General features: G+C 60.2%; 23 protein-coding genes. 15 read left to right on the forward strand and 8 right to left on the reverse strand.

The window, feature by feature from the left end:
* Positions 1-54 precede the first annotated feature (54 nt).
* The 9 genes from rnr to LAT62_RS02215 all read left to right on the forward strand — a co-directional run bounded on the left by rnr (position 55) and on the right by LAT62_RS02215 (position 9,050).
* Positions 55-2,403, forward strand: a complete 2,349-nt coding sequence (gene rnr, locus LAT62_RS02175; RefSeq protein ID WP_293378254.1) for a ribonuclease R — start codon at positions 55-57, stop codon at positions 2,401-2,403.
* A 44-nt stretch (positions 2,404-2,447) separates the two neighbouring features.
* Positions 2,448-3,218 (forward strand): 23S rRNA (guanosine(2251)-2'-O)-methyltransferase RlmB, encoded by a 771-nt coding sequence (gene rlmB / locus LAT62_RS02180; protein WP_293378257.1) that lies wholly within the window; start codon positions 2,448-2,450, stop codon positions 3,216-3,218.
* 153 nt (positions 3,219-3,371) lie between these two features.
* On the forward strand, positions 3,372-3,824 hold the full coding sequence (gene rpsF, locus LAT62_RS02185) for a 30S ribosomal protein S6 (protein WP_293378260.1): 453 nt from the start codon (positions 3,372-3,374) through the stop codon (positions 3,822-3,824).
* Between the two features lie 26 nt (positions 3,825-3,850).
* Positions 3,851-4,078, forward strand: a complete 228-nt coding sequence (gene rpsR / locus LAT62_RS02190; protein WP_293378262.1) for a 30S ribosomal protein S18 — start codon at positions 3,851-3,853, stop codon at positions 4,076-4,078.
* A 66-nt stretch (positions 4,079-4,144) separates the two neighbouring features.
* Positions 4,145-4,594, forward strand: coding sequence for a 50S ribosomal protein L9 (rplI, locus tag LAT62_RS02195; protein WP_293378265.1), 450 nt, complete (start codon positions 4,145-4,147; stop codon positions 4,592-4,594).
* Between the two features lie 220 nt (positions 4,595-4,814).
* Positions 4,815-6,185 (forward strand): replicative DNA helicase, encoded by a 1,371-nt coding sequence (gene dnaB / locus LAT62_RS02200; RefSeq protein ID WP_293378268.1) that lies wholly within the window; start codon positions 4,815-4,817, stop codon positions 6,183-6,185.
* Positions 6,182-7,276 (forward strand): alanine racemase, encoded by a 1,095-nt coding sequence (alr, locus tag LAT62_RS02205; protein ID WP_293378270.1) that lies wholly within the window; start codon positions 6,182-6,184, stop codon positions 7,274-7,276. The genes dnaB and alr overlap by 4 nt, the downstream gene beginning before the upstream one ends.
* 45 nt (positions 7,277-7,321) lie before the next feature.
* Positions 7,322-8,446 (forward strand): sensor histidine kinase, encoded by a 1,125-nt coding sequence (locus LAT62_RS02210; RefSeq protein ID WP_293378273.1) that lies wholly within the window; start codon positions 7,322-7,324, stop codon positions 8,444-8,446.
* Positions 8,439-9,050, forward strand: coding sequence for a DNA-binding response regulator (locus tag LAT62_RS02215; RefSeq protein ID WP_293378276.1), 612 nt, complete (start codon positions 8,439-8,441; stop codon positions 9,048-9,050). Before LAT62_RS02210 ends, LAT62_RS02215 begins: the two co-directional genes overlap by 8 nt.
* Positions 9,051-9,068: 18 nt before the next feature.
* On the opposite strand, the gene narL is transcribed toward LAT62_RS02215, so the two are convergent.
* Positions 9,069-9,719, reverse strand: coding sequence for a two-component system response regulator NarL (gene narL / locus LAT62_RS02220; RefSeq protein ID WP_293378279.1), 651 nt, complete (start codon positions 9,717-9,719; stop codon positions 9,069-9,071).
* A 10-nt stretch (positions 9,720-9,729) separates the two neighbouring features.
* Positions 9,730-11,181: a histidine kinase gene (locus tag LAT62_RS02225; protein WP_293378282.1), complete on the reverse strand. Its 1,452-nt coding sequence runs from the start codon at positions 11,179-11,181 to the stop codon at positions 9,730-9,732.
* Positions 11,182-11,364: 183 nt separating this feature from the next.
* Here LAT62_RS02225 and LAT62_RS02230 point away from each other — a divergent pair, with 183 nt between their 5' ends.
* Positions 11,365-11,667, forward strand: a complete 303-nt coding sequence (locus LAT62_RS02230) for a hypothetical protein (protein ID WP_293378284.1) — start codon at positions 11,365-11,367, stop codon at positions 11,665-11,667.
* Between the two features lie 16 nt (positions 11,668-11,683).
* On the opposite strand, the gene dctP is transcribed toward LAT62_RS02230, so the two are convergent.
* The 4 genes from dctP to LAT62_RS02250 all read right to left on the reverse strand — a co-directional run bounded on the left by dctP (position 11,684) and on the right by LAT62_RS02250 (position 15,892).
* Entirely contained in the window at positions 11,684-13,180 is a 1,497-nt protein-coding gene (gene dctP, locus LAT62_RS02235; protein ID WP_293378287.1) for a TRAP transporter substrate-binding protein DctP, read from the reverse strand.
* A gap of 335 nt (positions 13,181-13,515) precedes the next feature.
* A complete protein-coding gene (locus tag LAT62_RS02240) occupies positions 13,516-14,472 on the reverse strand; it encodes a biotin-dependent carboxyltransferase family protein (RefSeq protein WP_293378290.1) in 957 nt (318 codons plus the stop codon).
* The gene (pxpB, locus tag LAT62_RS02245) at positions 14,469-15,158 is read right to left on the reverse strand and encodes a 5-oxoprolinase subunit PxpB (RefSeq protein WP_293378293.1); all 690 of its coding nucleotides are present in this window, start codon (positions 15,156-15,158) and stop codon (positions 14,469-14,471) included. The genes LAT62_RS02240 and pxpB overlap by 4 nt, the downstream gene beginning before the upstream one ends.
* Positions 15,155-15,892 carry a 5-oxoprolinase subunit PxpA gene (locus tag LAT62_RS02250; RefSeq protein WP_293378296.1) on the reverse strand — a complete coding sequence of 246 codons (738 nt, stop codon included), beginning with the start codon at positions 15,890-15,892 and terminating at the stop codon, positions 15,155-15,157. The genes pxpB and LAT62_RS02250 overlap by 4 nt, the downstream gene beginning before the upstream one ends.
* Positions 15,893-16,131: 239 nt before the next feature.
* On the opposite strand from LAT62_RS02250, the gene LAT62_RS02255 reads away from it, so the two are divergent.
* From LAT62_RS02255 to LAT62_RS02275, 5 genes are all read left to right on the forward strand, one after another.
* The gene (locus LAT62_RS02255) at positions 16,132-17,112 is read left to right on the forward strand and encodes a TRAP transporter substrate-binding protein (RefSeq protein WP_293378299.1); all 981 of its coding nucleotides are present in this window, start codon (positions 16,132-16,134) and stop codon (positions 17,110-17,112) included.
* Positions 17,113-17,194: 82 nt separating this feature from the next.
* Positions 17,195-17,749 carry a TRAP transporter small permease gene (locus LAT62_RS02260; RefSeq protein ID WP_293378302.1) on the forward strand — a complete coding sequence of 185 codons (555 nt, stop codon included), beginning with the start codon at positions 17,195-17,197 and terminating at the stop codon, positions 17,747-17,749.
* Entirely contained in the window at positions 17,749-19,053 is a 1,305-nt protein-coding gene (locus LAT62_RS02265) for a TRAP transporter large permease subunit (RefSeq protein ID WP_293378305.1), read from the forward strand. The genes LAT62_RS02260 and LAT62_RS02265 overlap by 1 nt, the downstream gene beginning before the upstream one ends.
* Positions 19,054-19,063: 10 nt before the next feature.
* Positions 19,064-19,585 carry a winged helix DNA-binding protein gene (locus LAT62_RS02270; RefSeq protein ID WP_293378308.1) on the forward strand — a complete coding sequence of 174 codons (522 nt, stop codon included), beginning with the start codon at positions 19,064-19,066 and terminating at the stop codon, positions 19,583-19,585.
* Positions 19,586-19,642: 57 nt separating this feature from the next.
* Positions 19,643-21,535, forward strand: a complete 1,893-nt coding sequence (locus LAT62_RS02275; protein WP_293378311.1) for a methyl-accepting chemotaxis protein — start codon at positions 19,643-19,645, stop codon at positions 21,533-21,535.
* A gap of 281 nt (positions 21,536-21,816) precedes the next feature.
* Here LAT62_RS02275 and LAT62_RS02280 read toward each other — a convergent pair whose 3' ends face one another.
* Both LAT62_RS02280 and LAT62_RS02285 read right to left on the reverse strand, forming a co-directional pair.
* The gene (locus LAT62_RS02280) at positions 21,817-23,097 is read right to left on the reverse strand and encodes a TRAP transporter large permease (protein WP_293378314.1); all 1,281 of its coding nucleotides are present in this window, start codon (positions 23,095-23,097) and stop codon (positions 21,817-21,819) included.
* A 2-nt stretch (positions 23,098-23,099) separates the two neighbouring features.
* Positions 23,100-23,681 (reverse strand): TRAP transporter small permease subunit, encoded by a 582-nt coding sequence (locus LAT62_RS02285; RefSeq protein ID WP_293378317.1) that lies wholly within the window; start codon positions 23,679-23,681, stop codon positions 23,100-23,102.
* Between the last annotated feature and the right edge of the window lie 8 nt (positions 23,682-23,689).

The raw sequence follows: 23,689 nt of genomic DNA on the forward strand, positions 1-23,689 counted from the left end.
TCAGCATGACCCGCTCAGTCCCCGGGCCGGCGAGGCGCGCGAGAGGAGTCATTTTTGAGTAGGAAGAACAACCGCAAGCAGGATGCACCACAACAGGATCCCTTTCTGGAGCGCGAAGCCGGCAAATACGAGACGCCGGTGCCCAGTCGGGAATTTCTGCTGCAATATCTGGCCGAGCGCCAGGGGCCTGCGACACATGCTGAACTGGTCGTTGAACTGGACCTGCAGTCAGAGGAAGAAATCGAAGGTCTGCGCCGGCGGCTGATCGCCATGACCCGCGACGGTCAGGTGCTGTGCTCGCGTCAGGGCGCTTATGCCCTAGTCGATCGCATGAGCCTGATCCGTGGCCGTGTGCAAGGTCACCCTGATGGTCATGGGCTGCTTATTCCGGACGACGGCGGAGAGGCTCTGGCCTTGTCACATCGCCAGATGAAGACCTGTTTCCACGGCGACCGGGTACTTGCCCGGCGCCTGGATACCAGCCAGCGCGGCCGACCGGAAGGCAAAATCGTTGAAGTGCTCGAGCGCAACACGGCACAGGTCGTGGGGCGCTATCACAGTGAATCCGGGGTGGCCTATGTGATCCCGGAAAATCCGCGTGTAGCGCATGATGTACTGGTGCCCGAGGGCAAGTCTGCTGGTGCCAGTGCCGGTGATATCGTGACCGTCAAGATCACCATCCAGCCCGACAGCCGCCGGCAGCCGGTCGGCGAGGTCATCGAAGTGCTGGGACGCTCAATGGCGCCCGGCATGGAAATCGACATTGCCCTGCGCAGTCATGATATTCCCTGGGAATGGCCGGATGACATCGACGCGCAACTGCGCTCGATTCCTGATGAAGTGCAGGAAAAGGATCTGGACAACCGCTTTGACCTGCGTGACCGACCCTTTGTCACGATAGACGGCGCCGACGCCCGCGATTTCGATGACGCTCTCTGCGCCAGTCGCAAGGTCAGCGGTGGCTGGCGGCTCTGGGTAGCCATTGCTGATGTCAGCCACTATATCCGGCCGGGTACACCGCTTGACCAGGAAGCCGAGCGGCGCGCCACCTCGGTCTACTTCCCGGAGCGGGTGGTGCCGATGTTGCCGGAGAAGCTCTCCAATGGGCTGTGCTCGCTGAACCCGGCCGTCGACAGACTGGTCATGGTCTGTGAGATGAACATAGGCCGCAATGGTGAGGTTGATGATTACCAGTTCTATGAAGCCGTTATTCACAGCCATGCGCGCCTGACCTATGAACAGGTGTGGCAGTGGATGCAGGGCAGCCGGGAAGCCGTGCGCGACCAGGTGGTGATGGATGAACAGAAGGTTGAACGCACACTCAAGCATCTGGTGCAGATGCACAAGGTGTTCCGCAAGGCACGTGCTGTGCGCGGAGCTATGGACATCGAGACCATCGAGCCGCGCATCGTGTTCGGCGCGGACAAGAAAATCGAAAAGATCGTGCCCTATCAACGCAATGATGCCCACCGCATCATCGAAGAATGCATGCTGGCGGCCAACACCTGCACTGGCGACCTGTTGGAGGCTTCGGAGCTGCCTGCCCTGTATCGGGTCCATGACGGCCCGACAATAGAAAAGCTGGAGGCGCTGCGCGGCTATCTGGGCGAACTGGGGCTGGTATTGCCTGGTGGCGATGACCCGGAACCCGAAGACTATCGCCATCTGATGAATCAGATTCAGGGGCGCCAGGACCGTGAGGCCATTCAGGGGATGATTCTGCGCAGCCTGTCTCAGGCCGTCTACCAGCCGGACAACCTGGGCCACTTTGGCCTGGCGTATGACGCCTATGCCCATTTCACTTCACCGATCCGGCGCTACCCCGATCTGCTGGTGCACCGGGCGATCAGGGCCCTGATCCGCAGCGGCCGACGCGGTGCCAGTGTGAAGCGCCCGCGCGGCATGGCGAAAGAGAATCTGGCCACCTATTATCCCTACGACGAGGGTCGCATGAACGCGCTGGGCGAGCACTGTTCGCACTGTGAGCGACGGGCCGACGATGCCACGCGGGATGTGCTGGCCTGGCTGAAGTGCGAATTCATGCAGGATCACATCGGTGACGTCTTCAATGGCAAGATCACGTCGGTACTGGGCTTCGGCCTGTTTGTACAGCTGGAAGAATACTGGATTGACGGTCTGATCCATGTCACCGCCCTGTCGCGCGACTATTATGTGTTCGATGCGGCGCGTCAGCGCCTGGTCGGCGAGCGCACCCGGGTGGTTCACCGCCTGGGCGATCCGGTACAGGTGCGGGTTGTGCGCGTCTCGCTCGACGATCGCAAGATCGACTTCGAGCTGGTGCCCGAGAAAAAGCCCAAGCAGGCGGATGATGACGCGCCGCTGCCCGGTGAAGGGCGCACCCGCAAGAAGCGGGCGCGCAAGAGCCGCAGACGACCCTATTGATCTGCCCTCCGGGGCAGCATTAAAGGGAGCAGAGGAGTCACATCATGTCAGACGATTCGGAAGCCATTGCCGGGCTACATGCGGTTCAGGCGGCGTTGAGTGAGCGGCCGGAACGGCTGCGCCAGGTTATGGTCAATGGCGAACGTCATGATCGCAGACTCGAGAGTATTCTGGATGCCGCCCGCCATGCGGGTGTGCCTTTCGAGAAGCTTGGCAGCAAGGCCTTTCAGCAACGGGTACAGAAGCTGGGTCTGGGTGATCTGCGTCATCAGGGTGTGCTGGCATTGGTGCAGGCCATCGTGCCGTTGGATGAACAGGACCTCTGGCCCTTGCTGGAATCGTCTACGGCACCGCTGCTGCTGGTGCTCGATGGCGTGACCGATCCGCACAATCTCGGCGCCTGTCTCAGAGTCGCTGATGCCGCCGGCGTCCACGCCGTCGTGGTGCCGCGCAAACGGTCCGCCGGCCTGACGGCGACGGTCGTCAAGGTGGCCAGTGGTGCTGCCGAATCCGTCCCCCTGATTCAGGTCACCAATCTGGCTCGGGTTTTACGCGGGCTGCAGGAGGCCGGGGTCTGGATCGTCGGTACGGCTGGTGAGGCGGACGCCAGCCTGTATCAGGCCGACCTGACCGGACCGGTTGCACTGGTCATGGGTGCAGAAGGCGCGGGTATGCGTCGCCTGACGCGAGAGCACTGTGATCAGTTGGTCCATTTGCCCATGCAAGGCCAGGTCAGTAGTGTGAATGTCTCGGTAGCCACTGGCATTTGCCTGTTCGAGGCGGTCCGTCAGCGTACAGCCATAAAACCTGCCTGAAGCCCTTCGCCTCTTGCCCTGCCGGTCGTGCTGAGGTACACTCGCGCGCCCCGGTAGCTGGGTTCACCAGCACCCTGATTATGAACTTCCGAGTTCTCCTTACCTTACCTCGGGCCGGGCCGCAGGAAGGTTGATAACCCGAAAGGAGCGAACATGCGTCATTACGAGATTGTGTTGCTTTTCCATCCGGACCAGAGCGAACAGGTTCCCGCGATGGTGGAGCGCTACACCTCCACGGTCACCGAGAAAGGTGGCAAGATTCACCGTCAGGAAGACTGGGGCCGTCGACAGCTGGCCTATTCTATCCAGAAGGTGCACAAGGCACACTATGTGCTGCTTAACGTCGAATGCGACGACGAAACGATTGAAGATCTGAAGTCGACCTTCCGCTTCAACGATGCCGTTATCCGCAATCTGGTAACGCGTTGCAAGGAGGCGGTCACTGAAGCGTCTCCAATGATGAAGGAAGTGGAAGCCAAGGAAGCGCGCAAGGCATACGACAAGCCGGCGCGTGACGAGTCTGCCGCGCGGGATGATCAGGACAGCGAAGACGAGGCAGATGATTCCGCCGAGACCGAGCAGTCCGAGAACACCAGCGAAGCCTAATTCAGATCTGATCAGGAGCAAATATCATGGCCCGTTTTTTTCGTCGCCGTAAGTTCTGCCGCTTTACTGCCGAAGGCGTTACCGAGATTGACTACAAAGATGTGGATACGCTGAAAGGCTATGTCACAGAATCCGGCAAGATTGTACCCAGCCGTATTACCGGCACCCGCGCACGTTACCAGCGTCAGTTGGGCACTGCCATCAAGCGGGCGCGTTATCTGGCCCTGCTGCCGTACTCTGATCGCCACGAGTAAGCAGCCCGGTATTGTAGAGATCCAGGAGGCCTTCGATGCGGCCTCCCGACAGTAGAGGAATTCAAGATGGAAGTTATCCTGCTCGATAAAGTAGGCAAAATCGGTGACCTGGGTGACAAGGTCAACGTGAAGGCCGGTTATGGCCGCAATTACCTGATTCCGCAGGGCAAGGCGGTACCGGCAACCAAGGACAATCTGGAAACGTTTGAAGCCCGCCGCGCGGAGCTTGAAGCGGAAGCCAAGACACGCCTGACGACTGCCGAAGCACGTGCTGCGCAGCTGGCCGACCTGGAACTGACCATCGCCGTGCGCGCTGGTGATGAAGGCAAGCTGTTCGGCTCCATTGGTACTCGTGATCTGGCCGACGTCATTTCGTCTGCCGGCGTGGAAGTGAACAAGAGTGAAGTCAAGTTGCCGGCTGGCCCGTTGCGCCAGACCGGTGAGTACGAAATTGACCTGCAGCTGCACCCCGAAGTGCTGGCCTCAGTCACGGTTATTGTTGTACCGGAAGAGTAAGACTTCACCGATACCCGCACACCCGTTGTACCGGTGAGTGCAGCAACCCCCTGCGGGCAACCGCAGGGGGTTTTTTTACGCCTGTCAGAGCGGCGGATTCTGCTGCCACTGTCCGGTTCAGTAACAAGTTGCTCCTCGCCGGGGTCTGCCTCCGGCTTCATTTCAGGTGTATGATAAGGCGCTCAGACTATGCCACGGAACAATCAGACGCAGTTGCCCAATGACTGAAGACCTCCTGCTGAAAACACCGCCGCACTCCCTGGAAGCCGAGCAAAGTCTGCTCGGCGCGCTGATGCTGGACAACAGCCGCTGGGATACGGTGGCAGAAAAGGTACAGGCCGACGACTTCTATCGCCCTGAGCATCGCGCCATCTATCAGACCATGGCCCGTCAGGTTGAAGTGCAACAGCCAATCGACGTCATTACTCTGACCGAGGCCCTGGAGCAGTCCGGGGACCTCGAGATAGCCGGGGATGTCATCTATCTGACCGAACTGGTGGAAAATGCCTCCGGGGTCGGGCACCTGGAAGCCTATGCCAGCATTGTTCGTGAGCGCGCCCTGCTGCGCCGCCTGATCGAAGTCGCCGGCCGGATTCAGAGCAGTGCCTATGAACCGGAAGGGCGTTCGGCAGAAGAACTGGTGGATGAGGCAGAGCGCGCGGTATTCTCCATCGCGGAAGATCGCCCCAGCGAGGGCGGCCCGCAGGACCTGAAGTCCATCCTCAAGCGCACCCTGCAGCGCATTGATGAACTGTCCGGGCTGGAAGGCAATCTCACCGGTCTCAGTACCGGCTTTGAAAAGCTGGATGACATGACCTCCGGCCTGCAGCGCGGTGATCTGGTGATCGTGGCCGCCCGTCCTTCCATGGGCAAAACGGCTTTTGCCATGAACCTGGTGGAAGCCGGCCTCATGTACAGTGACGAGCCGGTGATTGTCTTTTCGCTCGAAATGCCCGCCGAACAACTGGCCCAGCGGATGCTGTCGTCGCTCGGGCGTATCAACCAGACCCGGGTGCGCACCGGCAGCCTGCAGCAGGATGACTGGCAACGCCTGACCAATGCCGTCAACAAGATTCACGACCGGCCGCTGTTCATAGATGATACCCCCGGCATTTCACCCTCCGAAATGCGGGCCCGCACACGTCGACTGGTGCGCGAGCACGGTCGGCCGGCAGTGATCATGGTGGATTATCTGCAATTGATGTCGATCAAGGGCTTCAGCGAAGGGCGGACCAACGAGATTTCCGAGATCAGTCGCTCGCTCAAGGGCATGGCCAAGGAATTCGACTGCCCGGTGGTGGCCCTGTCGCAGCTCAACCGGAGTCTGGAGCAGCGCCCCAACAAGCGGCCGGTCAACTCGGATCTGCGCGAATCGGGCGCCATCGAGCAGGACGCGGACATCATCGCCTTCATCTATCGTGACGTGGTGTACAACCCCGACACACCCGACCAGAATGTGTCCGAGATCATCATCGGCAAGCAGCGTAACGGTCCGATCGGCACCTGCTATCTGTCCTTCATCGGCGAATATACGCGCTTCGAGAACCTGTCCCCGGATTATCAGATGAGCGGCTCAGAGGGTGCGGAATGAGTCGGGGCACATGTGTCACGGTGCATCTGGACAACCTGCGCCACAACCTGCGCACGGCACAGGCCCATGCACCCGACAGCCGGGTTTGGGCCGTGGTCAAGGCGAATGCCTATGGCCATGGTCTGGTGCCGGTGGCACGCACGCTGGCGCCGTTGTCTGACGGATTGGCCGTGGCCACTCTGGACGAGGCTCTGTGTCTTCGGGAAGCCGGCTTGAGCGGCCCTGTCATGCTTCTGGAGGGTACGGTATCGGCGACTCAGACAGAGCAGGCGCTGGCCCGGAATCTGGAACTGGTGCTGCACCATCCGGAGCAAATCGCCTGGCTGGCGGCCTGTCAGGTACCTGCACCGGTGCGGGTCTGGCTCAAGATCGACACCGGTATGCACCGTCTTGGCGTGATGCCGGACCAGGCCCCCGACCTGATTCGACAGTTGCAGTCCTTGTCGCAAGTGGAACAGGTCGCGACCATGACCCATTTCGCCCGCGCTGATGACCCTGAACATGACATGACCATCACGCAGGCCGAACTCCTGAACAACGCAACTCTTCCGGGCTGTGCCACCAGCCTCGCCAACTCCGCCGGCGTCCTGTTCTGGCCGGGGCGCCAGGGCGACTGGGTACGCCCCGGAATCATGCTGTATGGCGCCACTCCGGCACCCGGTCGCAGCGCGGCTGAACTGGGGCTGCGCGCCGGCATGACCCTGACCGCCCCCATCATTGCGCTGCGTGACCTGCAGCCGGGTGAGGCGGTCGGCTATGGCGGGGCTTTCAAGGTTGAAAAACCGATGCGCCTTGCCACCGTGGCCATGGGCTATGCCGATGGTTATCCGCGCCATGCTCCCAATGGCACGCCCGCCGCGGTGCGCGGGCAGCCGGTGACGCTGGCCGGACGCGTGTCGATGGATATGCTGACCGTGGATGTCACCTCGGTACCTGAGGCTGCGCTGGGCGACCCGGTCGAGCTCTGGGGCGAGCAGGTGCCGGTGGATGAGGTGGCACAGGCCAGCGGTACCATCGGCTATGAACTGCTGGCCCGATTGTCCGTGCGCGGCGAGGTCGGCTATTCCGAAACCCGGACAGTGCAGTCGTGACAAAGTTCACTGTTGCTTCCCGGTCAGCGTGACACAATCCCGAGTATGAAAGATTTCCCCCTTTGGCATTACCGCCGCTGGCTACCCACCGAGCATCCGCTGCCGGAAGACCGGTTGGTGGTGTACGGTATTCTGTTTTATCTGTCGGTGTTCTGGCTGGGCATGCTATGGCCCGGCCTGGCGCCGGAGCGGATTCTGGTGGCGCTGCTGGTGTCTCTGGTATTCACCGGTCTGGTGTTCCGTGGCTACTGGCATGCGGACTGGGGCGTCTATGTCTACATGAGCGCTGTAGCCAGCCTCTGCTATCTCACATTGCCGTTCAGTCAGGCCAGTATCATCTTTCTTTTCAGCCCCGGGTTCGAGCTGAAGCATGGTCGACTGTGGTTGTCTCTGCTGGTTCAGACGTTGCTGGCCTTTGGGGTTGCCCTGCAGGCCTGGTGGATGGATGCACTGCTGTTCGATGGGCTGTTTCTGGCCATTATCCTGTTGCTGGTGCTGATCCGCTGTGCGGGGGACTTCTTCTGGACACGCTATATGGACCAGCAGAAAGCGCTGCTCAAGTCACAGGACGAAGCCGAGCACCTGGCCCGAACGGCAGAGCGCGAGCGAATTGCACGTGATCTGCATGATCTGCTGGGACATACACTGTCAGGCATTCGGATCAAGGCAGAGCTGGCCAACAGACTGATGGCGGATCGACCCGAGCAGGCGGCCAACGAGGTACGCGAAATAGAAAAACTGGCTCGCGACAGCCTGCAGCAGGTGCGGGCCACGGTCAGTGGCTACCATGAAGGCGGTATTGCGCTGGAAATCAATGCTGCACGCAGTCTGCTGTCATCGGCAGGCATTCATTTTCGCCCGGTGACCACCGATGCCGTGCCGGCGCGCCTGGAATCAACTCTGGCGGCCGTATTGCGTGAAGGGGTGACCAATATTGTGCGCCATGCCCATGCCACCGAGGTTGATCTGTCGCTGGTTCGTGACCGGTCGGCAATGACCCTGCGTCTGGATGACAATGGTCAGGGCCGGCGGGGCGGCAGCCCCGGTAATGGCATGCATGGCATACAGGCCCGTGCCCGGGCAGTCGGTGGTCTGGCGACCTGGCAGGATCTGAAACCCGGCACGCGCCTGCAAATGGTGCTGCCCCTGCAGGAGGGTGACTATGAGTGAGCCCAAGCGACTGATACTGGTGGAAGACCAGACCCTGATTCTGGGTGCTCTGGCGACCCTGCTGAATATGGAAGATGACTTTGTCGTGGTGGGTCAGGCCTCTGATGCGGAACAGGCGCTCCAGTTGCTCGCCTCTCAACCGGTCGATGTGGTGCTGACCGACATCGAAATGCCCGGCATGGGGGGGCTGGAACTGGCGCGCCGCCTGCGGGCCGCTCAGCCTGACCTGGTGATCGGCATCATTACCACCTTTGCCCGCAAGGGCTATCTGCGCCAGGCGCTGGATGCCGGTGTACAGGGTTATCTGCTCAAGGACACCTCGGCCAACGATCTGGCCAGTGCCATCCGGCGCATGTGTCTGGGCGAAAAGGTGATTGACCCGGAACTGGCTGCCGCTGCGCGCGGGGGAAACAACCCGCTGAGTGAGCGGGAGAGGGAAGTATTGCGCCTGGCCGCGGAGGGCTTGACCACAGAGATGATTGCGCAGCGTGTCCACCGCTCCGAAGGTACGGTACGCAATTACCTCAGTGAAGCCATCAGCAAGCTGAACGCGCGCAATCGGGTGGAGGCCGCCCGCATCGCCCGCGACCAGGGCTTTCTCTGACCCCGCCGGCGGTTCGGGTCAGTAGCCGACGTGACGGGCCAGCCAGAGCGCCGCTTCCACTCTGGAGCGCATGCCCAGCTTGGCCAGCAGACGTTTTACATGGACCTTGACCGTCCCTTCCGCAATTTCCAGCTCCTGGGCGATCAGCTTGTTGCTCAGCCCCTGCGCAATCAGTTCCAGTACCGCTCTTTCACGCGGCGTGAGATTCTCCATCTGGCGTGACACGTCATCAACCGGCACGCGCTCCAGCACATAGTCACGAACCCGGGGGCTCAGCGTGGTCTGGCCACGAACCGCGCTGTCGAGTGCGGCGATCAGGTCCTCCGGTTCGGTATCCTTGAGCAGATAACCATCGGCGCCCATGCGCATGGCTGCCGCTATGTCGCCCTGGTCGTCCGACACCGTGAATATGACGACGCGAGCATCCGAGCCGCTGGCACGCAGCGATTGCAGTACTTTCAGTCCATGCATGTCCGGCAGATTCAGGTCCAGCAGGATAAGGTCGGGTTCGAGTCGTTCGGCTTCCTGCAAGGCAAGCTCTCCGGTACCCGCCGTACCTACCAGGCGAAGCTGTGGTCGCAGTGCCATGATCTGTTCCAGACCGGAGCGCAGCAGCGGGTGGTCATCCACGATAAGAACATCGGCAATAATATCGGCAGCGGTTGTCATGATAGTGCTTCTACTCCTGTGCCATGAAGCGTAACCGGACCTCTGTGCCATGGCGGTCTGCGTCGGACTGAATGGTCAGATCCCCCTGCAGCTGTGCGGCCCGTTCATACAGTATACGCAGGCCCAGGTGGCCAAAGCCATCCTCGATGGCCTGGCTGCTGGCCAGCCCGACGCCATCATCGGCAATGCTGACGGACACCTGCCGGCCTGAGCGTTCAATGGTGACACTGGCCTGTGAGGCCGCCGCATGCTTGATCACATTGGTCAGCGCTTCGCGCATGATGTGCAGCACATGGATTTCGTGCTGCGGCGCCAGGCGCAGTGCCCCGAATCGACCGTTGATCTCAAGCCGGGTGCGCGTATTGGGTTGGAACTCCCGCACCGTGGCGGCCAGCGCTTCGTCCAGTGAGGTATAGTTCAGTTGCAGGCGAAAGGTGGACAGGAGTTCGCGCAGCTTGCGATACCCCTCGTTCACATTGCTGCGCAGGGTGCCGATGGACTCGCGCCATATCGAATCGCCCGGTAGCTGCTGCTCCAGATGGGCCTGCAGCAGCGCCAGTTGCATTTTCTGGTAGGTCAGAGCCTGCGCCAGCGAGTCGTGCAGTTCTCGTGCAATCACGGAACGTTCTTCCTGCAAGGCGCTGCTGGCCCTTTCCTGGACCAGCGTCTGGGTGCGCTCGTCAATCTGGGCCTGCATATCGGCATAGACTGACTCCAGTTCGGCTGCCATCTGGTCGAGACTGTGACTGAGCATGGCCAGTTCATGGCGACCCTTCAGTCTGCTGCGCACATGCAGCTGTGTTTTTTCGAGCGCAGTTGCCTGTTCGGTCAGTGTGTTCAGCGGCCGGATCACCTGACGCCAGAGCCAGACACCCAGCATGACCACGGCCAGAGCAGCCAGCGTCGCAAAGCCCCACAGGGTCACGCGGATCAGAGCCAGTTTGCTGTCGCTGTGAGACTCGAGTGCCAGCACAAAGGCATCTATGTCATCGACCAATTTCCCGGCGTCTTCCGGGGTCGAAACGCGGTCATCTGCCAGCGGTGACTGTTCCCAGGCCATGAGGACCTGCTGAAATGCCTGATTGACGGGATGGCCGCTGCTGTCTGGTAGCGCCGACAGCAGGCCGTCGCTGTTCAGTCGTTGCCGGAAGTCTTCACGCCAGTAAGCACTGTCCTGCTGTTGTTCCCGGTCGGCACTGCCGGCCAGACGCTGGTCCTGCTCGGTGGCCAGCATTCGGTAGGTGCTCATGCGCAGAGCGCCTGCCTCGTTGATGGCCCTGGCGTCGCCCTCGATGCTGGCCGCCAGCCAGAGCGTCGCCGCCATGCTGGCGAACGCCAGCGCAGCCAGGATGGCCAGACCGGCGACCAGGCTGAAGGCAATGGGATGTCGAAGCAGGGTGTTGTTCAAGAGCGTCTGCAGACCGGGCTGCGGGAAAAGAATGTGAAAGGCATGTTTGATCAAAAGGCGTGGCTTGTCCAGTCGTGCAGGTTTTGCTAATCTTGCACCCCTAAACCGCTGATTTAAGAGCAACTTGCTGGCGGTATACAAATGACGCTAAAGCGCTTGCTGGTGTTCTTATTTGTATCCCCTCCTGTGCTTCTTGATCGGCCTGTCCATTTCCGAAACGGAGAGGCAAGCTGACCGATGGAAACACTCAACCACCATTATCTGACACGAAATCAGGTGCATTCCTCTGCGCCTTCGAGTCGCGTTCCGGATACCGGATTGCGTTACAGAATCTATCTGCGCGCGCATCTGGAATCGGGCTATCGAACCCCGAAAGAGCATTTGCGGCAGGACATCACGGGCGATGTGCCGGGCCTGGCCACACTGAGCTATCAGGCTCATGTTGTGCCGCTGGCGAAGGCGCTGCAGCTCAGACTCGAGCAGCACCTGGGTGTTCTGGTCCGTTCGGTCGACGTCGAGGTTCAATACGAACCGGCCTGAAGGATCTGCCCGTACGCTACGGCAATGACCGCACCGGCAGGGCATAGTGCCGATAGCCATAGGTACCCAACGGAAAGACATGACCGGCCCGGAAATAGAGCCCATGGTGTTCCGCCGGGTTGTCATCGACCTCCGAGGCACTCCAGTACCAACTGGATACCAGTGTCTCGAAGCCGTCCTGCACCGTGGGTACAGAGAAGTTGCCCTGACAGGGGCCGGCGTCGATGTGCCAGTTTCCCGGTGAGTTGGACGTGCAGCGCACCAGCGTGCCCAGCTCTTCAATGCTGGGCAGCCGCCAGTCGCCGCTGCCATTGCTCTGGCCATTCAGGGTGGCAATGGCCTCTTCGGTGCCGCTCAGATTACGCCGCAGGGGTCGGCCGCTGCAGGCATTGCCGTTCCATTGCTGGCCCAGGCTGCAGCGGGCCCACTCAAGGCCGTGCTCCTGATCAATCAGGGTGTCGCCCTCGGGGCCGGGTTCAAGGTGGCCTGCCAGAGTGCCGGACAATTCCCGACTCGGATTCTCCTGCGTCTGCAGCAGGTACTGATTCAATGTATCCTCGACCGAGGCGCCGGCCCGGCTGACCCACTCGGCCGCCATGGCAATACCGATCGCTTCCAGTTCCGCCGTCAGTTCGGCTCCGGGCTCGTGCAGCGTCATGCCGGCATCGGCCAGACTCTGGGTGTCTTCCCGCGTGGTCTCCTCGGACAGTTGCCAGCCCCGACGTTCAGCGGTTGCTGCCGCCTCCATGATCAGTGTGCGGTCTTCGGGGTCCAGGTCGAGAAACAACCGCTTGTTCATCATGACTATGTTCTTGGGAATCCAGGCTTGTACATCGGTGTAGTGGTCAAGATACCGCCAGATCTCGGAACTGACACCAGTGGTGGGCGACGTGATCATCGCATCTATAGTGCCAGCGGCCAGTGCCGGCTCCAGGTCGGCAGTCTCGATATTGACCGGCGTGGCGCCCATCAGTTCGGCCAGGCGGGCCGTGGTTGGCGAATAGGTGCGCATGCGCACACCCGCCAGATCCTCCAGGCTGTTGACCGGCTCGCGGGTATAGAGGCTCTGCGGTGGCCAGGGCACCGCATACAGCAGCACCATGCCGTCGCGGTGATCCAGACTGAGGTCGATGACCGGCCGTGAGGTGTCCCAGAGGGTGCGCGCGGCGTCAAGGTCCGTGGCAATGAACGGCAGATTGTCGAGAGCATAAATCGGATCGCTCTGCACCAGCGTCCCCATCAGGATTTCTCCCATCTCTGCCCGTCCTGTGCGCACGGCGCGCGGTATTTCGCGCTGGCTGAAGCGCTGGGCGCCTGGTTCCACAGTGATCTGGATGCGTCCGTCACTGGCGTTGGCGACATCGTCGGCGAAGGCCTGCAGGTTGCGAGTCTGGAACACGCCCTCCCAGTAGGGGGAGACAAGAGTCCATTGGTGGTCCTGAGCGGCCAATCCGGGTGCGATAGCACACAGCAGGCCACTGAAGGCAAGAATACGGCGAACAGAACAGGTCATGGCGGGCTCCTCAACACATATCGGAATGCCAGGGTCTCTATTCAAGTATGGCAATCAATAACTAAACGTCAACGAAAAGTTGATAAAAGTAATATAAATGCTTATTGTATTGTTGTGGTTGCTGGCAGGCGGGTCCTTGGACAAGTGCCCGACGCCCTGATCAGTGATTGCGTTTCCTTGTTGTCAGTTTTGCCTGGATAGGGCAAAGCCCTCTGCGTGAAGGTCATTGGCCCTCGGCAGACAGAAAATCGGCGTTGCTCCGCCCGAATAAAGGGATTTGCTGAAGTTATCCAGGATTCACCCATGGCCGAAAGGCCATGGGTTTTTTTCTTGCATCAGGGCCAGACGACGGTCTGGCCGGCAGGGTGCCATTGGCTGGCAGCGAAGAAACGATTGAACACCAGTCGCTCCGACTGTGCCTGTTCAAGATTGATGAATTCAAACCGGACCATGGTTCCCGGGCCACGCTGGCTCAGCTGACTGCAGCCCAGAGAGGTCACACAGCCAATCTTGGGGTAGCCGCCAATGGTCTGGCGATCGCGCAGCAGCACAATGGGCTGTCCGTCCCGGGGTACCTGAATCGCACCCAGAGCAATACCCTCCGAGATGACTCCGGAATTCTCGGGCACAATCCGTGGGCCTTCAAGACGATAGCCCATGCGATCAATTCGCTGGGACACCTCGTACTCACCGGTAGTGAACCGCCGGCGGTCGGTGGCCCCGAATTGCAGACACTGATAGCCCGGTACCACTTTCAGGGTCAGTGGTCGCGAATAGTCGGGAATATAGCGCGGTGCCAGCTGCCTCTTGTGTTGCCGCTCAGCGGGTTTGAAGGGCAGGCGGTCGTCAGCGACCAGAGGCCCGCCATTGAACCCCCCCAGCCCTTCGCGCACCACCACTGAGCGGCTGCCGAAACAGGTGGGTGTCAACCAGCCGCCGGCCACACCGAGATAGGCCCGCATCCCGTTGCGAGGGCCGGTAAAGGCAATTCTGTCTCCACCCTGAAGAAAATGTGTCGACCAGTTATCGGCCGGCTGATCATTGATGCGGAAGTCCAGGTCGGCCCCGGTGACCGCAATCAGGGCATCATCGGTCAGGGTGGCAGAAAAGTTGCCCATCAGCACTTCAACACAGGCGGCGTTCATCGGATTGTCGAGCAGCTTGTTGGCCCAGCGGTAGGCGTGTTCATCCGCTGCGCCACCCTCTGTGAGGCCACTGCGCTGGGCGCCGCGGCGACCGCTGTCCTGAATCACCGAAAACCAGCCCGGCTTGTTGATGCGCAGCACACTCACAGGACACCTCCCAGTTCCAGAAAGGTTTCCCGATCCACCGCGCGGAAGCTCACTTCGTCACCCACCTGCAGCAGGGAGGCGTGTGCCGGGTCCTGATCGGGGTCGAACATGGCCTGGGGTGTCCGGCCGATAATCTGCCAGCCACCCGGTGACTGCCGCGGGTAGATGGCGGTTTGTACATCGGCTATACCGACGCTGCCCGGCGGCACGGCATCGCGCGGCGACTTGTGGCGGGGCGAGGCTATCCGCCGGTCAACGCGGCCCAGAAAGGCAAAGCCCGGGTTGAAGCCGATGGCAAACACCTGATAAGGCTTGCCGGTGTGGTAGTGGATGACATCCTCCACCGACAGGCTGTTGCGCTCGGCCAGTGCTTCCAGGTCGAACCCCACAGAGGGGTCATACCAGACGGGTATGGTCACAGTTCGACCTGTCGGCGCGTCACTCAGGTGAGCCTCCAGTTCCTGACCGATCTCCCGCAGCAGGCGAGTGATCTGCCGATGATCTGCCCGATCAAGATCATAGATCACCAGCAGTGTGGTATAGGAAGGCACCAGGTCCACCAGAGCATTACCCAGCCGCTCTTCGACCATCCGCTCCATGGTCACAATGAACGGGATGTGCGCTTCGCTGATCTCCTCGCCAAACTGAATCAGTACTGCATCCTCTGATACAGGCTGTATCTTCATGCGCAGGACTCCAATGCTGCCTTGATGTCGGCGACCGCCTGCACGGACTCGGGGTTGTCACCATGTACACAGAGTGACTCGGCCGGCAGTTGCAACCACTGGCCGTCGATGGAGTAGAGCCCTCCTTTCTCGGCCAGAATGGTGGCCTGGGCGACAATGCGATCACTGTCGTGGTGTACCGCTCCGGCTTCGCTGCGTGGCACCAGCAGGCCATTCTGGTCGTAGGCCCGGTCAGCAAAGGCTTCCAGAATCAGCTCCAGATCGAGTTCCGCCGCCATTTTGCGATGCTGCTGCCAGTTGTTGGTTACCGGAATCATCAGACGCAGGCCATTGCCGTAGGCGGAAACGGCTTTCATGATGGTGGCGAGCTGCTCCTCGGAGCGCATCATGTCATTGTTCAGTGCACCATGGGGCTTTACATAGCTGACCTGCACGCCGTGCGCCCGGGCAACGCCATCCAGCGCACCAATCTGGTACCAGATGAGTGCCTGAAGCTCTTCGTTGGTGCATTTCATGGAGCGCCGACCGAAGCCCACCAGGTCCGGATAGGCGGGATGGGCGCCGATTTCAACGTCATATTTGACCGCCAGCGCCAGTGTCCGATTCATGGTCACCGGGTCGGAAGCGTGGAACCCGCAGGCGATATTGGCCTGATTGATCAAGGGCATGACAGCCTCGTCCATACCCATTGTCCAGGCACCAAAACTCTCACCAAGATCACAGTTCAGCTTCATTATTGACCTCCACAAAGCACCGGGGGCGCTACAGTAACAGATTCTGTTTTCCGACTGGCCGTTGATGCAGACATCGACATTGGCCTGTCTCTTGCTTGCTTTAATTTGTCGACAAAACGTTAATGAATAGTTGACAACTGATCCACATATTATACTTTTAAAGAGCGTGATACAAAAAAATGAGTGCAATCACGCAGACAAAAAAAAATACCTACTCATGAATGCGAGGCGAGAGAGAAATGAAAAAGAGTATTGCAGCGGTCACTACCGCAGTCCTTCTGAGTGCCGGGTTGGCAACCACCAGCCAGGCACAGACACGCTGGGACCTGGCCACAGGCTATGGCGACGGCGTTCACCACACCATCAACATCCGCCAGTTTGCCGATGATGTGCGTGAAGCCACCGATGGCGAACTGGACATTACCGTGCACTCGGGTGCTTCACTCTTCCCGCAGGGTGAAATCCACCGGGCCGTGCGTACCGGACAGGCGCAGGCAGGCGAGATTCTGATGGCCAACCTGGGTAACTCCAACCCGATCTTTGAAATCGACAACATTCCCTTCCTGGCCAGTGACTGGGACTCGTCCGAGCGTCTGTGGGAAGTCACCCGTCCAGCCGTAGAAGAACACCTGGCGGGTGAAGGCATGCGCCTGCTGTTTGCCGTGCCCTGGCCGCCTCAGGGGTTCTATACCCGTGAACCCATTGCTGATATCGACGACCTGCGTGGTATTCGCATGCGGTCCTACTCACCGATGACCACTGAGCTGGCGGTGCAGTTTCAGGCCGCACCGACCACGGTGCAAGAGCCCGAAATTCCCCAGGCGTTTTCAACAGGCATGATCAATGCCATGGTCACGTCGCCGGCTACCGGTGTGTCCAGCCAGGCGTGGGATTTTGTTGATCACTACACCGATGTACAGGCGTGGATTCCCAAGAACATGGTCTTCGTCAATGAGCGGGCCTTCAACAGCCTGAGTGAAGAGCATCAGGCGGCCGTGCTGGAGATTGCTGCACAGGCTGAAGCGCGCGGCTGGGAAAAGGGTATCCAGGAAACCGAAGATGCCACCAACCGTCTGCGTGACGAGGGCATGACGGTCAGTGAGCCGACAGCAGAGCTGCGCTCGGCGCTGGAAGAGATCGGTCAGGAAATGGCCGCGCAATGGGCTGCCGATGCCGGAGAAGTGGGTCAGGACCTGTTGGAGACGTTCTTCAACGAGTAACCCCAGTCTCCGCTGATGCGGATGTATCGGCAGGCATAAAACCCGGCACTGTCGGGTTTTATGCCCTGTCATGGAGTCAATTATGCGTAGAAGTCTTGATCTGCTCTACACCGGGGCAGGCTTTCTGGCCGGTCTCTTCATAGTCGCTATTGTTGTTCTGATCATGGCCCAGATAGTGGGTCGCTGGTTCGGCATCATGGTGCCTTCCACTGAAGATTTTTCCGGCTGGTTCCTGGGCGCTTCCAGTTTCATGGCGCTGGCCTACACCCTGCGCAGCGGGGGGCATATCCGGGTCAATATCCTGATTCGAAACCTGCGCGGCCGGGCCCGTCATGGCCAGGAGGTCGCCGTGCTGGTATTGGGCCTGGCGCTGGCGACCTTCATGGCCTGGTGGCTGGTACACATGGTCTGGGAAAGCTATGTGTTCAATGAACGCAGCCGGGGCTATATCTCGGTCGACATCTGGATTGTGCAGATTCCCGTTGCCGTGGGTGCCGTCATATTCAATATCGCCATGCTGGATGAACTGATTCATACCATCCGCACCGGCAAGCCGACCTATCACGGACAGGATGACGAGATGGAAGAACTCGAGGAAATTCTCAAGGACAGCCCGACACAGTCAGGAGACCGCTGATGGACAGTATTACCATTGCAATCATTCTGGCCGTGCTGATGCTGTCACTGCTGGCCTTCGGCTTCTGGGTGTCCATGTCCCTGATGACGGTCGCCCTGGTGGGCATCATCATGTACGGCTCGGAAACCTATGGGCTGATCTTTGCGTCCAGTGCCTGGAGCAGCTCCACAAGCTGGTCGCTCGCCGCACTGCCGCTGTTTATCTGGATGGGGGAGATTCTGTTTCGTACCCGTCTGGCTTCTGACCTTTTCAAGGGTCTGACCCCCTGGCTCAGTGCCTTGCCGGGCAAGCTGTTGCACGTCAACATATTGAGCTGCGGTCTGTTTGCCGCCGTGTCCGGCTCTTCTGCGGCCACAGCCGCCACCGTGGGCAAGATGACGCTGCCGGAACTGCGCGAGCGCGGCTACAGCGAGAAGATGTCCATTGCCACCCTGGCCGGCTCGGGCACCCTGGGCTTTCTGATACCCCCCAGCATCATTCTGATCGTCTATGGTGTTGCCGCCGAAGTGAGCATCGCCAGACTCTTCATTGCCGGTGCGGTGCCGGGCCTGCTGCTGATTGTGCTGTTCATGGCCTACACCATAATCTGGTCCTTGCTCAACAAGGAAGAGGTTGAGCCGGGCCATGACCTGCGCTTCAGTTGGAAAGAGCGTTTGGTGGCCCTGCGCTACCTGTTGCCGGTGCTGGGTCTGATCGGGTTCGTACTCGGGTCCATCTACGGCGGTTTCGCCACCACCACGGAAGCGGCGGCAGTCGGCGTTACCGGCGCCCTGATACTGGCGTTTCTGTCCGGCGGTCTGAACCGACAGACCTTCTTTGACAGCCTGATGGGCGCCGTTCGCACCTCCTGCATGATCGCACTTATTCTGGTGGCCGCCCACTTCCTGACTGTGACCATGGCCTTTCTGGGCATACCGCGGATGCTGGTGGGCATGATTGATGCGCTGGAGCTGTCGCCGATGATGTTGCTGGTCTATCTGACCATACTGTTCATCATTCTCGGCTGCTTCCTGGACGGCATTTCCGTGGTGCTGCTGACCACGTCCATCATGCTGCCCATGGTAGCTGCGGCCGGCATTGATTTGCTCTGGTTCGGCATATACATTGTGTTGGTCGTCGAGATGGCCCAGATAACCCCGCCTGTCGGGTTCAATCTGTTTGTGCTGCAATCTCTGACCGGGAAAAACATTCTCTATGTCGCCCGGGCGGCGCTGCCCTTCTTCCTGCTGATTGGTCTGGCCATCGTGCTGGTCTCTCTGTTTCCGGAGATCGTGACGGCGCTGCCCGCGCAAATGTCACGATAGGAGCTTCAGCATGACCCCCAATGATGCGCCACCCGTCCCCATCGTCTCCTCGTCCCACCTGGTATCGGAAAAAGGTGGGGCGCTCAGCGAGTACGAGTTCGGACTGATCATCGCCAACAACGCGTTCAATCGCTGGATGATGCACTGCGCCAAAGCCAGTGGGGTGGACGCTCTGGCGCCGCTCGATGTGCTGGTGGTGCACAATATCAATCATCGGGACAGGGCCAAACGGGTGGCCGACATCTGCTTTGTGCTCAATGTCGAAGACACCCACACGGTCAATTACTCGGTGAAGAAACTGGTCAAGCTGGGTCTGGTCACTGGCAAAAAGAAGGGCAAGGAGATTTTCTATTCGACGAGTGACGAAGGGCAGGCGTTCTGCACACGGTACAAGGAAAACCGGGAGCGCTGCCTCGTCAACTCATTGAAGCAACTCAATCTTGAACGAGAGACCCTGACCGAGATCGCATCCACACTGCGCACTCTGTCGGGGCTCTATGATCAGGCTTCCCGGGCAGCGGCGTCTCTGTAGCCGCCTCCGGGTGGCTGGCATGGCGCTGCTTCGTGAAGCATTACGGAGTATGTCGCCATGTTGTTGTCCCGTCTCAAATTCAGAGTCCGCCTGGTCCTGCTGCTGATTGTAGTCGTAGCCGGCCTGGTCGGGCTGTCCGTGGTGGCCTTTTCCGGTGTGCAGCATCAGGAACAGGCCAACCGTACCTACCAGACACTGTCGTCGGTCAATACCGAACTGGACCAGTTGGCGCTCACCCTGATGGGGTGGGCGGAAGAGGTTCGTACACTGAATGATGTCAGCGTCGGCCCTTTTCTGCTTGATCTGGAAGAGGGGTCTGCCGCCTTTCGCGATCAGTTGGTGCGCGCCGGTGATGCGATGGACAGTGCGCAGGGAGAAGCCCTGCTGGAGACCCTCGCCGGGCAACTGGACCAGTATCGCGAGCGCCTGCAACTGATGCTGGCCGTGCAGCAACGGGCCGGGTTCACCTCCGGCTCCGGTCTGCGCGGAGAAATCGACCGGCAGGGCAGCGAGTTGCTGGACGCCGTGTCTTTCCTGGCTGTGGTGCGGCAGGCCGTGGTCGGTGTTCGCGAAGCGGAGCGCAGCTATCTGTTCGAGCCGACCCAGGTCAATCTGGCGCTGTTTGAAGAGCGGTTCGAACAACTGGAAGAGCGGGTGGAAAGCCTCAATCTGGTCGACCGGGTGGGCGACCAGGTCGAGGCCTATCGGACCTCGGTGGATGAATACGGCCAGGTGGCTGATCAGCTTGCCAGCCGGCAGGACGAGTTTCGAGCCGCCTACCAGTCCTTCGATGAGACCCGCCGGCAGGTGTCGGAATACGTCAATGCCCGCGTGGATACCGCGCAGCGCGAGGCCCAGCGTTCCGGCCAGCAGGCCAGAGTCATGCTGGGCGGCATGAGTGTGGGCATTCTGCTGGCAGTGATCGGGTTGATGGTGGGCACCGGGCTGACCGTGGACCGCACCCTCAAGCAGATCATGGCAGACCTGCAGGTGGTCCGGTCCGGAGACCTGACGGCCAGGCTGCCCGTGGACCAGCGGCGCAATGATGAGTTTGATGCCCTGAGCGGGAGCGTCAACAGCATGACCGAAGGGCTGGGCCAGGTGGTAGGCGATGTGTCGAAAGTCAGTCGCGAGACCCGCGCCATGATGGGCGAACTCGACAGCACCATTGCCGAGATCGCCACCAGCAACAATTCCATCAGCGAGCAGACGGTGTCGCTGGCCGCCGCCACCGAAGAAATCTCCACCACCATCGAACGCATTGCGGAAAACACCCAGGACCTGAGCCGCCAGTCGGAAGAAACACACGGCGCCGCTGAAACCGGCGGCAGCACCATTCGCGAATTGCTGGCAAGACTGACCGACACCCTGCAACGGGTGACCGAAACCGGCCAGGAACTGGATCAACTGGGTGACCTGTCGCGCAGCATCGACTCGGTGGTCGAAACCATCAACGGGCTGGCCGAACAGACCAATCTGCTGGCGCTCAATGCCGCCATCGAAGCCGCCCGCGCCGGCGATGCCGGGCGCGGGTTTTCCGTGGTGGCCGATGAGGTCAGAACCCTGGCAGAACGCACCGTGAACGCCACCGGGCGCATAGAGCAGGACGTGCTGGCCATCCAGAAATCAACCCAGTCCGTGATCGGCGCCATGAGCGACAGCCTGGAACAGTTGCACCAACTGGAGAGCCAAGGCAAGACCGCCGGTGACGCCATCAGTGCCATCGAAGCGCACGCCCGGGCAAGCTCCCGGGCATCGACCGAAATGGCGGAATCCGTGCGTGACGTGGCAGCGACAGCGCGTCACATGAGCCGCGACATGGATGACATTGCCCAGCGCCTGGAGCGGGATTCCTCGGCCATCAGCCTGATCAGTGAGCGCTCGCGCACCATCACCGGACAGGTCAAAGAACTGGACCTGCGAATGAGCGGCTTTCGCCTGGCTGAATAGGGCCACCGCGCCGTTAATGCCCTGGCGGTGGAGGGTGGCACCGTCTATGCCGGGGTGCTTTACCAGCGCTGGCGGCGGCACACTCAATCGCCTGTCAGCCTTTGACGAAGGCGATGAATGGCTTGGCCGATAGACAACCACCGTAAGCCAGTCTCAGCACCATACTGTTGACCACAAAACGGGAAAGCCATGGCTTTCCCGTTTCGCTTTGCGGCTGACACAAAAAAACCCGGCTGACCGGAGAGTGCACCGGCAGCCAGGCAAGGCGAGAAAGGTTGGCGTCAGAGTCTGTCGGGCAGCCAGAGCGCAATCTGCGGGTAGGCGATCAGCAGCGCGGCCATCAGCAGCATGACGATGATGTAGGGAATGACCCCCACCAGCACATCATTGAAGGGTTCACCCTTGCGGGCGGCCTGCACAATGTAGAGGTTGAGGCCCACCGGCGGCGTAATCAGCGCCAGCTCCACGAAGATGATCATCAGGATGCCGAACCACACCGGGTCGAACCCGACCGCAAACAGGATGGGCGTCACAATCGGAATCATGATCACCATCAGTGACAGGGTCTCGATGAAGAAGCCCAGAATGATGAACAGCAGCAGAATGAACAGCAGCAACTGGAAGTCGGTCAGGTCATAGGCATTGATCAGCCCCACCAACTGTTGCGACAGCCCGGAGGCGCTCATGGCAAAGTTCAGGAAAGACGCCGCCATGATGATGAACAGGATCATGGTAGTGGTCTTGATGGTGCCATCCAGCGCCGACAGCAGATTGCTCCAGGTGAGCTTGCGGTAGCAGGCGGCCAGGACCAGGGCACCGATCACACCAACGGCTGCCGACTCCGAGGGCGTGGCCAGTCCGGCATAGATGGAGCCGATGATGACCACGAACAGGAACAGCAGCGGCAGCAGGTGGAGCAGACTGAAGAAGCGCTGCCCCCAGGTGGCCGTGCGCTTGGGCCCGCCGAGTTCGGGTTTGTACCAGCAGATCAGCGCAGAGGCCACGACGAACAGCCCGGCCATCAGCAGGCCCGGTATCAAGCCCGCCATGAACAGTCGTGGTATCGATGTTTCGGTCAGAAACCCGTAGACAATCAGATTGACCGAGGGCGGAATGATGATGCCCAGGGTGCCACCGGCGGCGATCGTGCCGACAAAGAGCCTCGGGTCGTATTTCAAAGCTCTTTGCTGCGGCAGTGCCACGGTGGAAATGGTGGCGGCGGTGGCCACCGAGGAACCGGAAGTGGCGGAGAACAGGGTGGACGTCAGCACATTGGAGTGCAGCAGGCCACCGGGCAGCCAGGACAACCAGTTGTCGAGGGCTTCATATGCACGGTGGGCAATGCCGCTTTTGACAATCAACTGGCCCATCAGCACAAACAGCGGGATGGCCAGCAAGAGGAAGGAGTTGGCCGAAGACCAGAAGGTCTGGCCCAGGGCGCGGGTCAGCGGGAAATTGGAGAAAAACAGGTCCAGACCGAGCGCCAGTATCAGCAGCGTGACCGCCACCGGAATACTCAGCAGCAACAGGACCAGGATGCCAATAGACAGATAATACAGCATGATCAGAGGCCCTCTATCTCGGTGGTTTCGCTGCCATGGGCAGAGAAATGCTCGTCAAAGGCGCTCATGTCGCGCGCCAGCAGGGCAATGACGGCGCGCAGCACCAGCACCACACACACCAGTGAGAACCAGACATAACCGGCAAACCAGATCATGTGGGGTATCCACATGGGGGTCGACAGGGAGGTGTTCGAGGTCGACTGGTTGGCCAGTGACCGCCCCAGTACCGACCAGGCAAACCAGGCAATGGCCAGGCCGGCGCCTGCCATGGCTGCGATCGCCAGCAGGTCGAGCGCTCTGCGCATCGGCATCGGTGCTTTCGTGTAAGCGATGTCGATCCGGATATGCGCCTTTTCGAACAAGGTATGAGCCAGGCCCCAGGACGTGAATATCGCCAGCATGTAGCCGGAATACTCATGAACAAAGCGGAAGGAAAAACCAAACAGCTTGCGGGTAGCCACCTCGGCGACGATGAAAAAGATGGTTACCAGGAGCATTGCCCCCAGTAACCATGCAATCACCCGGGAAGTGGCTCTGGCATACTGCGACAGTCTTTCAAGCAGGTTGTTGGCCAGAGCTAACATGGATGTAT

Source organism: Natronospirillum sp. (genome assembly GCF_022565775.1).
GTDB lineage: Bacteria > Pseudomonadota > Gammaproteobacteria > Pseudomonadales > Natronospirillaceae > Natronospirillum.

What these genes read in the sequence shown, in the direction of transcription:
- narL (WP_293378279.1), bottom strand. Translation starts at nt 9,719, where the DNA reads ATGACAACCGCTGCCGATATTATTGCCGATGTTCTTATCGTGGATGAC.
- LAT62_RS02260 (WP_293378302.1), top strand. Translation starts at nt 17,195, where the DNA reads ATGCGTAGAAGTCTTGATCTGCTCTACACCGGGGCAGGCTTTCTGGCC.
- pxpB (WP_293378293.1), bottom strand. Translation starts at nt 15,158, where the DNA reads ATGAAGATACAGCCTGTATCAGAGGATGCAGTACTGATTCAGTTTGGC.
- dnaB (WP_293378268.1), top strand. Translation starts at nt 4,815, where the DNA reads ATGACTGAAGACCTCCTGCTGAAAACACCGCCGCACTCCCTGGAAGCC.
- LAT62_RS02230 (WP_293378284.1), top strand. Translation starts at nt 11,365, where the DNA reads ATGGAAACACTCAACCACCATTATCTGACACGAAATCAGGTGCATTCC.
- LAT62_RS02255 (WP_293378299.1), top strand. Translation starts at nt 16,132, where the DNA reads ATGAAAAAGAGTATTGCAGCGGTCACTACCGCAGTCCTTCTGAGTGCC.
- LAT62_RS02270 (WP_293378308.1), top strand. Translation starts at nt 19,064, where the DNA reads ATGACCCCCAATGATGCGCCACCCGTCCCCATCGTCTCCTCGTCCCAC.
- LAT62_RS02285 (WP_293378317.1), bottom strand. Translation starts at nt 23,681, where the DNA reads ATGTTAGCTCTGGCCAACAACCTGCTTGAAAGACTGTCGCAGTATGCC.
- LAT62_RS02275 (WP_293378311.1), top strand. Translation starts at nt 19,643, where the DNA reads ATGTTGTTGTCCCGTCTCAAATTCAGAGTCCGCCTGGTCCTGCTGCTG.
- rpsR (WP_293378262.1), top strand. Translation starts at nt 3,851, where the DNA reads ATGGCCCGTTTTTTTCGTCGCCGTAAGTTCTGCCGCTTTACTGCCGAA.
- rpsF (WP_293378260.1), top strand. Translation starts at nt 3,372, where the DNA reads ATGCGTCATTACGAGATTGTGTTGCTTTTCCATCCGGACCAGAGCGAA.
- rlmB (WP_293378257.1), top strand. Translation starts at nt 2,448, where the DNA reads ATGTCAGACGATTCGGAAGCCATTGCCGGGCTACATGCGGTTCAGGCG.
- rplI (WP_293378265.1), top strand. Translation starts at nt 4,145, where the DNA reads ATGGAAGTTATCCTGCTCGATAAAGTAGGCAAAATCGGTGACCTGGGT.
- alr (WP_293378270.1), top strand. Translation starts at nt 6,182, where the DNA reads ATGAGTCGGGGCACATGTGTCACGGTGCATCTGGACAACCTGCGCCAC.
- LAT62_RS02215 (WP_293378276.1), top strand. Translation starts at nt 8,439, where the DNA reads ATGAGTGAGCCCAAGCGACTGATACTGGTGGAAGACCAGACCCTGATT.
- LAT62_RS02210 (WP_293378273.1), top strand. Translation starts at nt 7,322, where the DNA reads ATGAAAGATTTCCCCCTTTGGCATTACCGCCGCTGGCTACCCACCGAG.
- LAT62_RS02250 (WP_293378296.1), bottom strand. Translation starts at nt 15,892, where the DNA reads ATGAAGCTGAACTGTGATCTTGGTGAGAGTTTTGGTGCCTGGACAATG.
- LAT62_RS02280 (WP_293378314.1), bottom strand. Translation starts at nt 23,097, where the DNA reads ATGCTGTATTATCTGTCTATTGGCATCCTGGTCCTGTTGCTGCTGAGT.
- dctP (WP_293378287.1), bottom strand. Translation starts at nt 13,180, where the DNA reads ATGACCTGTTCTGTTCGCCGTATTCTTGCCTTCAGTGGCCTGCTGTGT.
- LAT62_RS02265 (WP_293378305.1), top strand. Translation starts at nt 17,749, where the DNA reads ATGGACAGTATTACCATTGCAATCATTCTGGCCGTGCTGATGCTGTCA.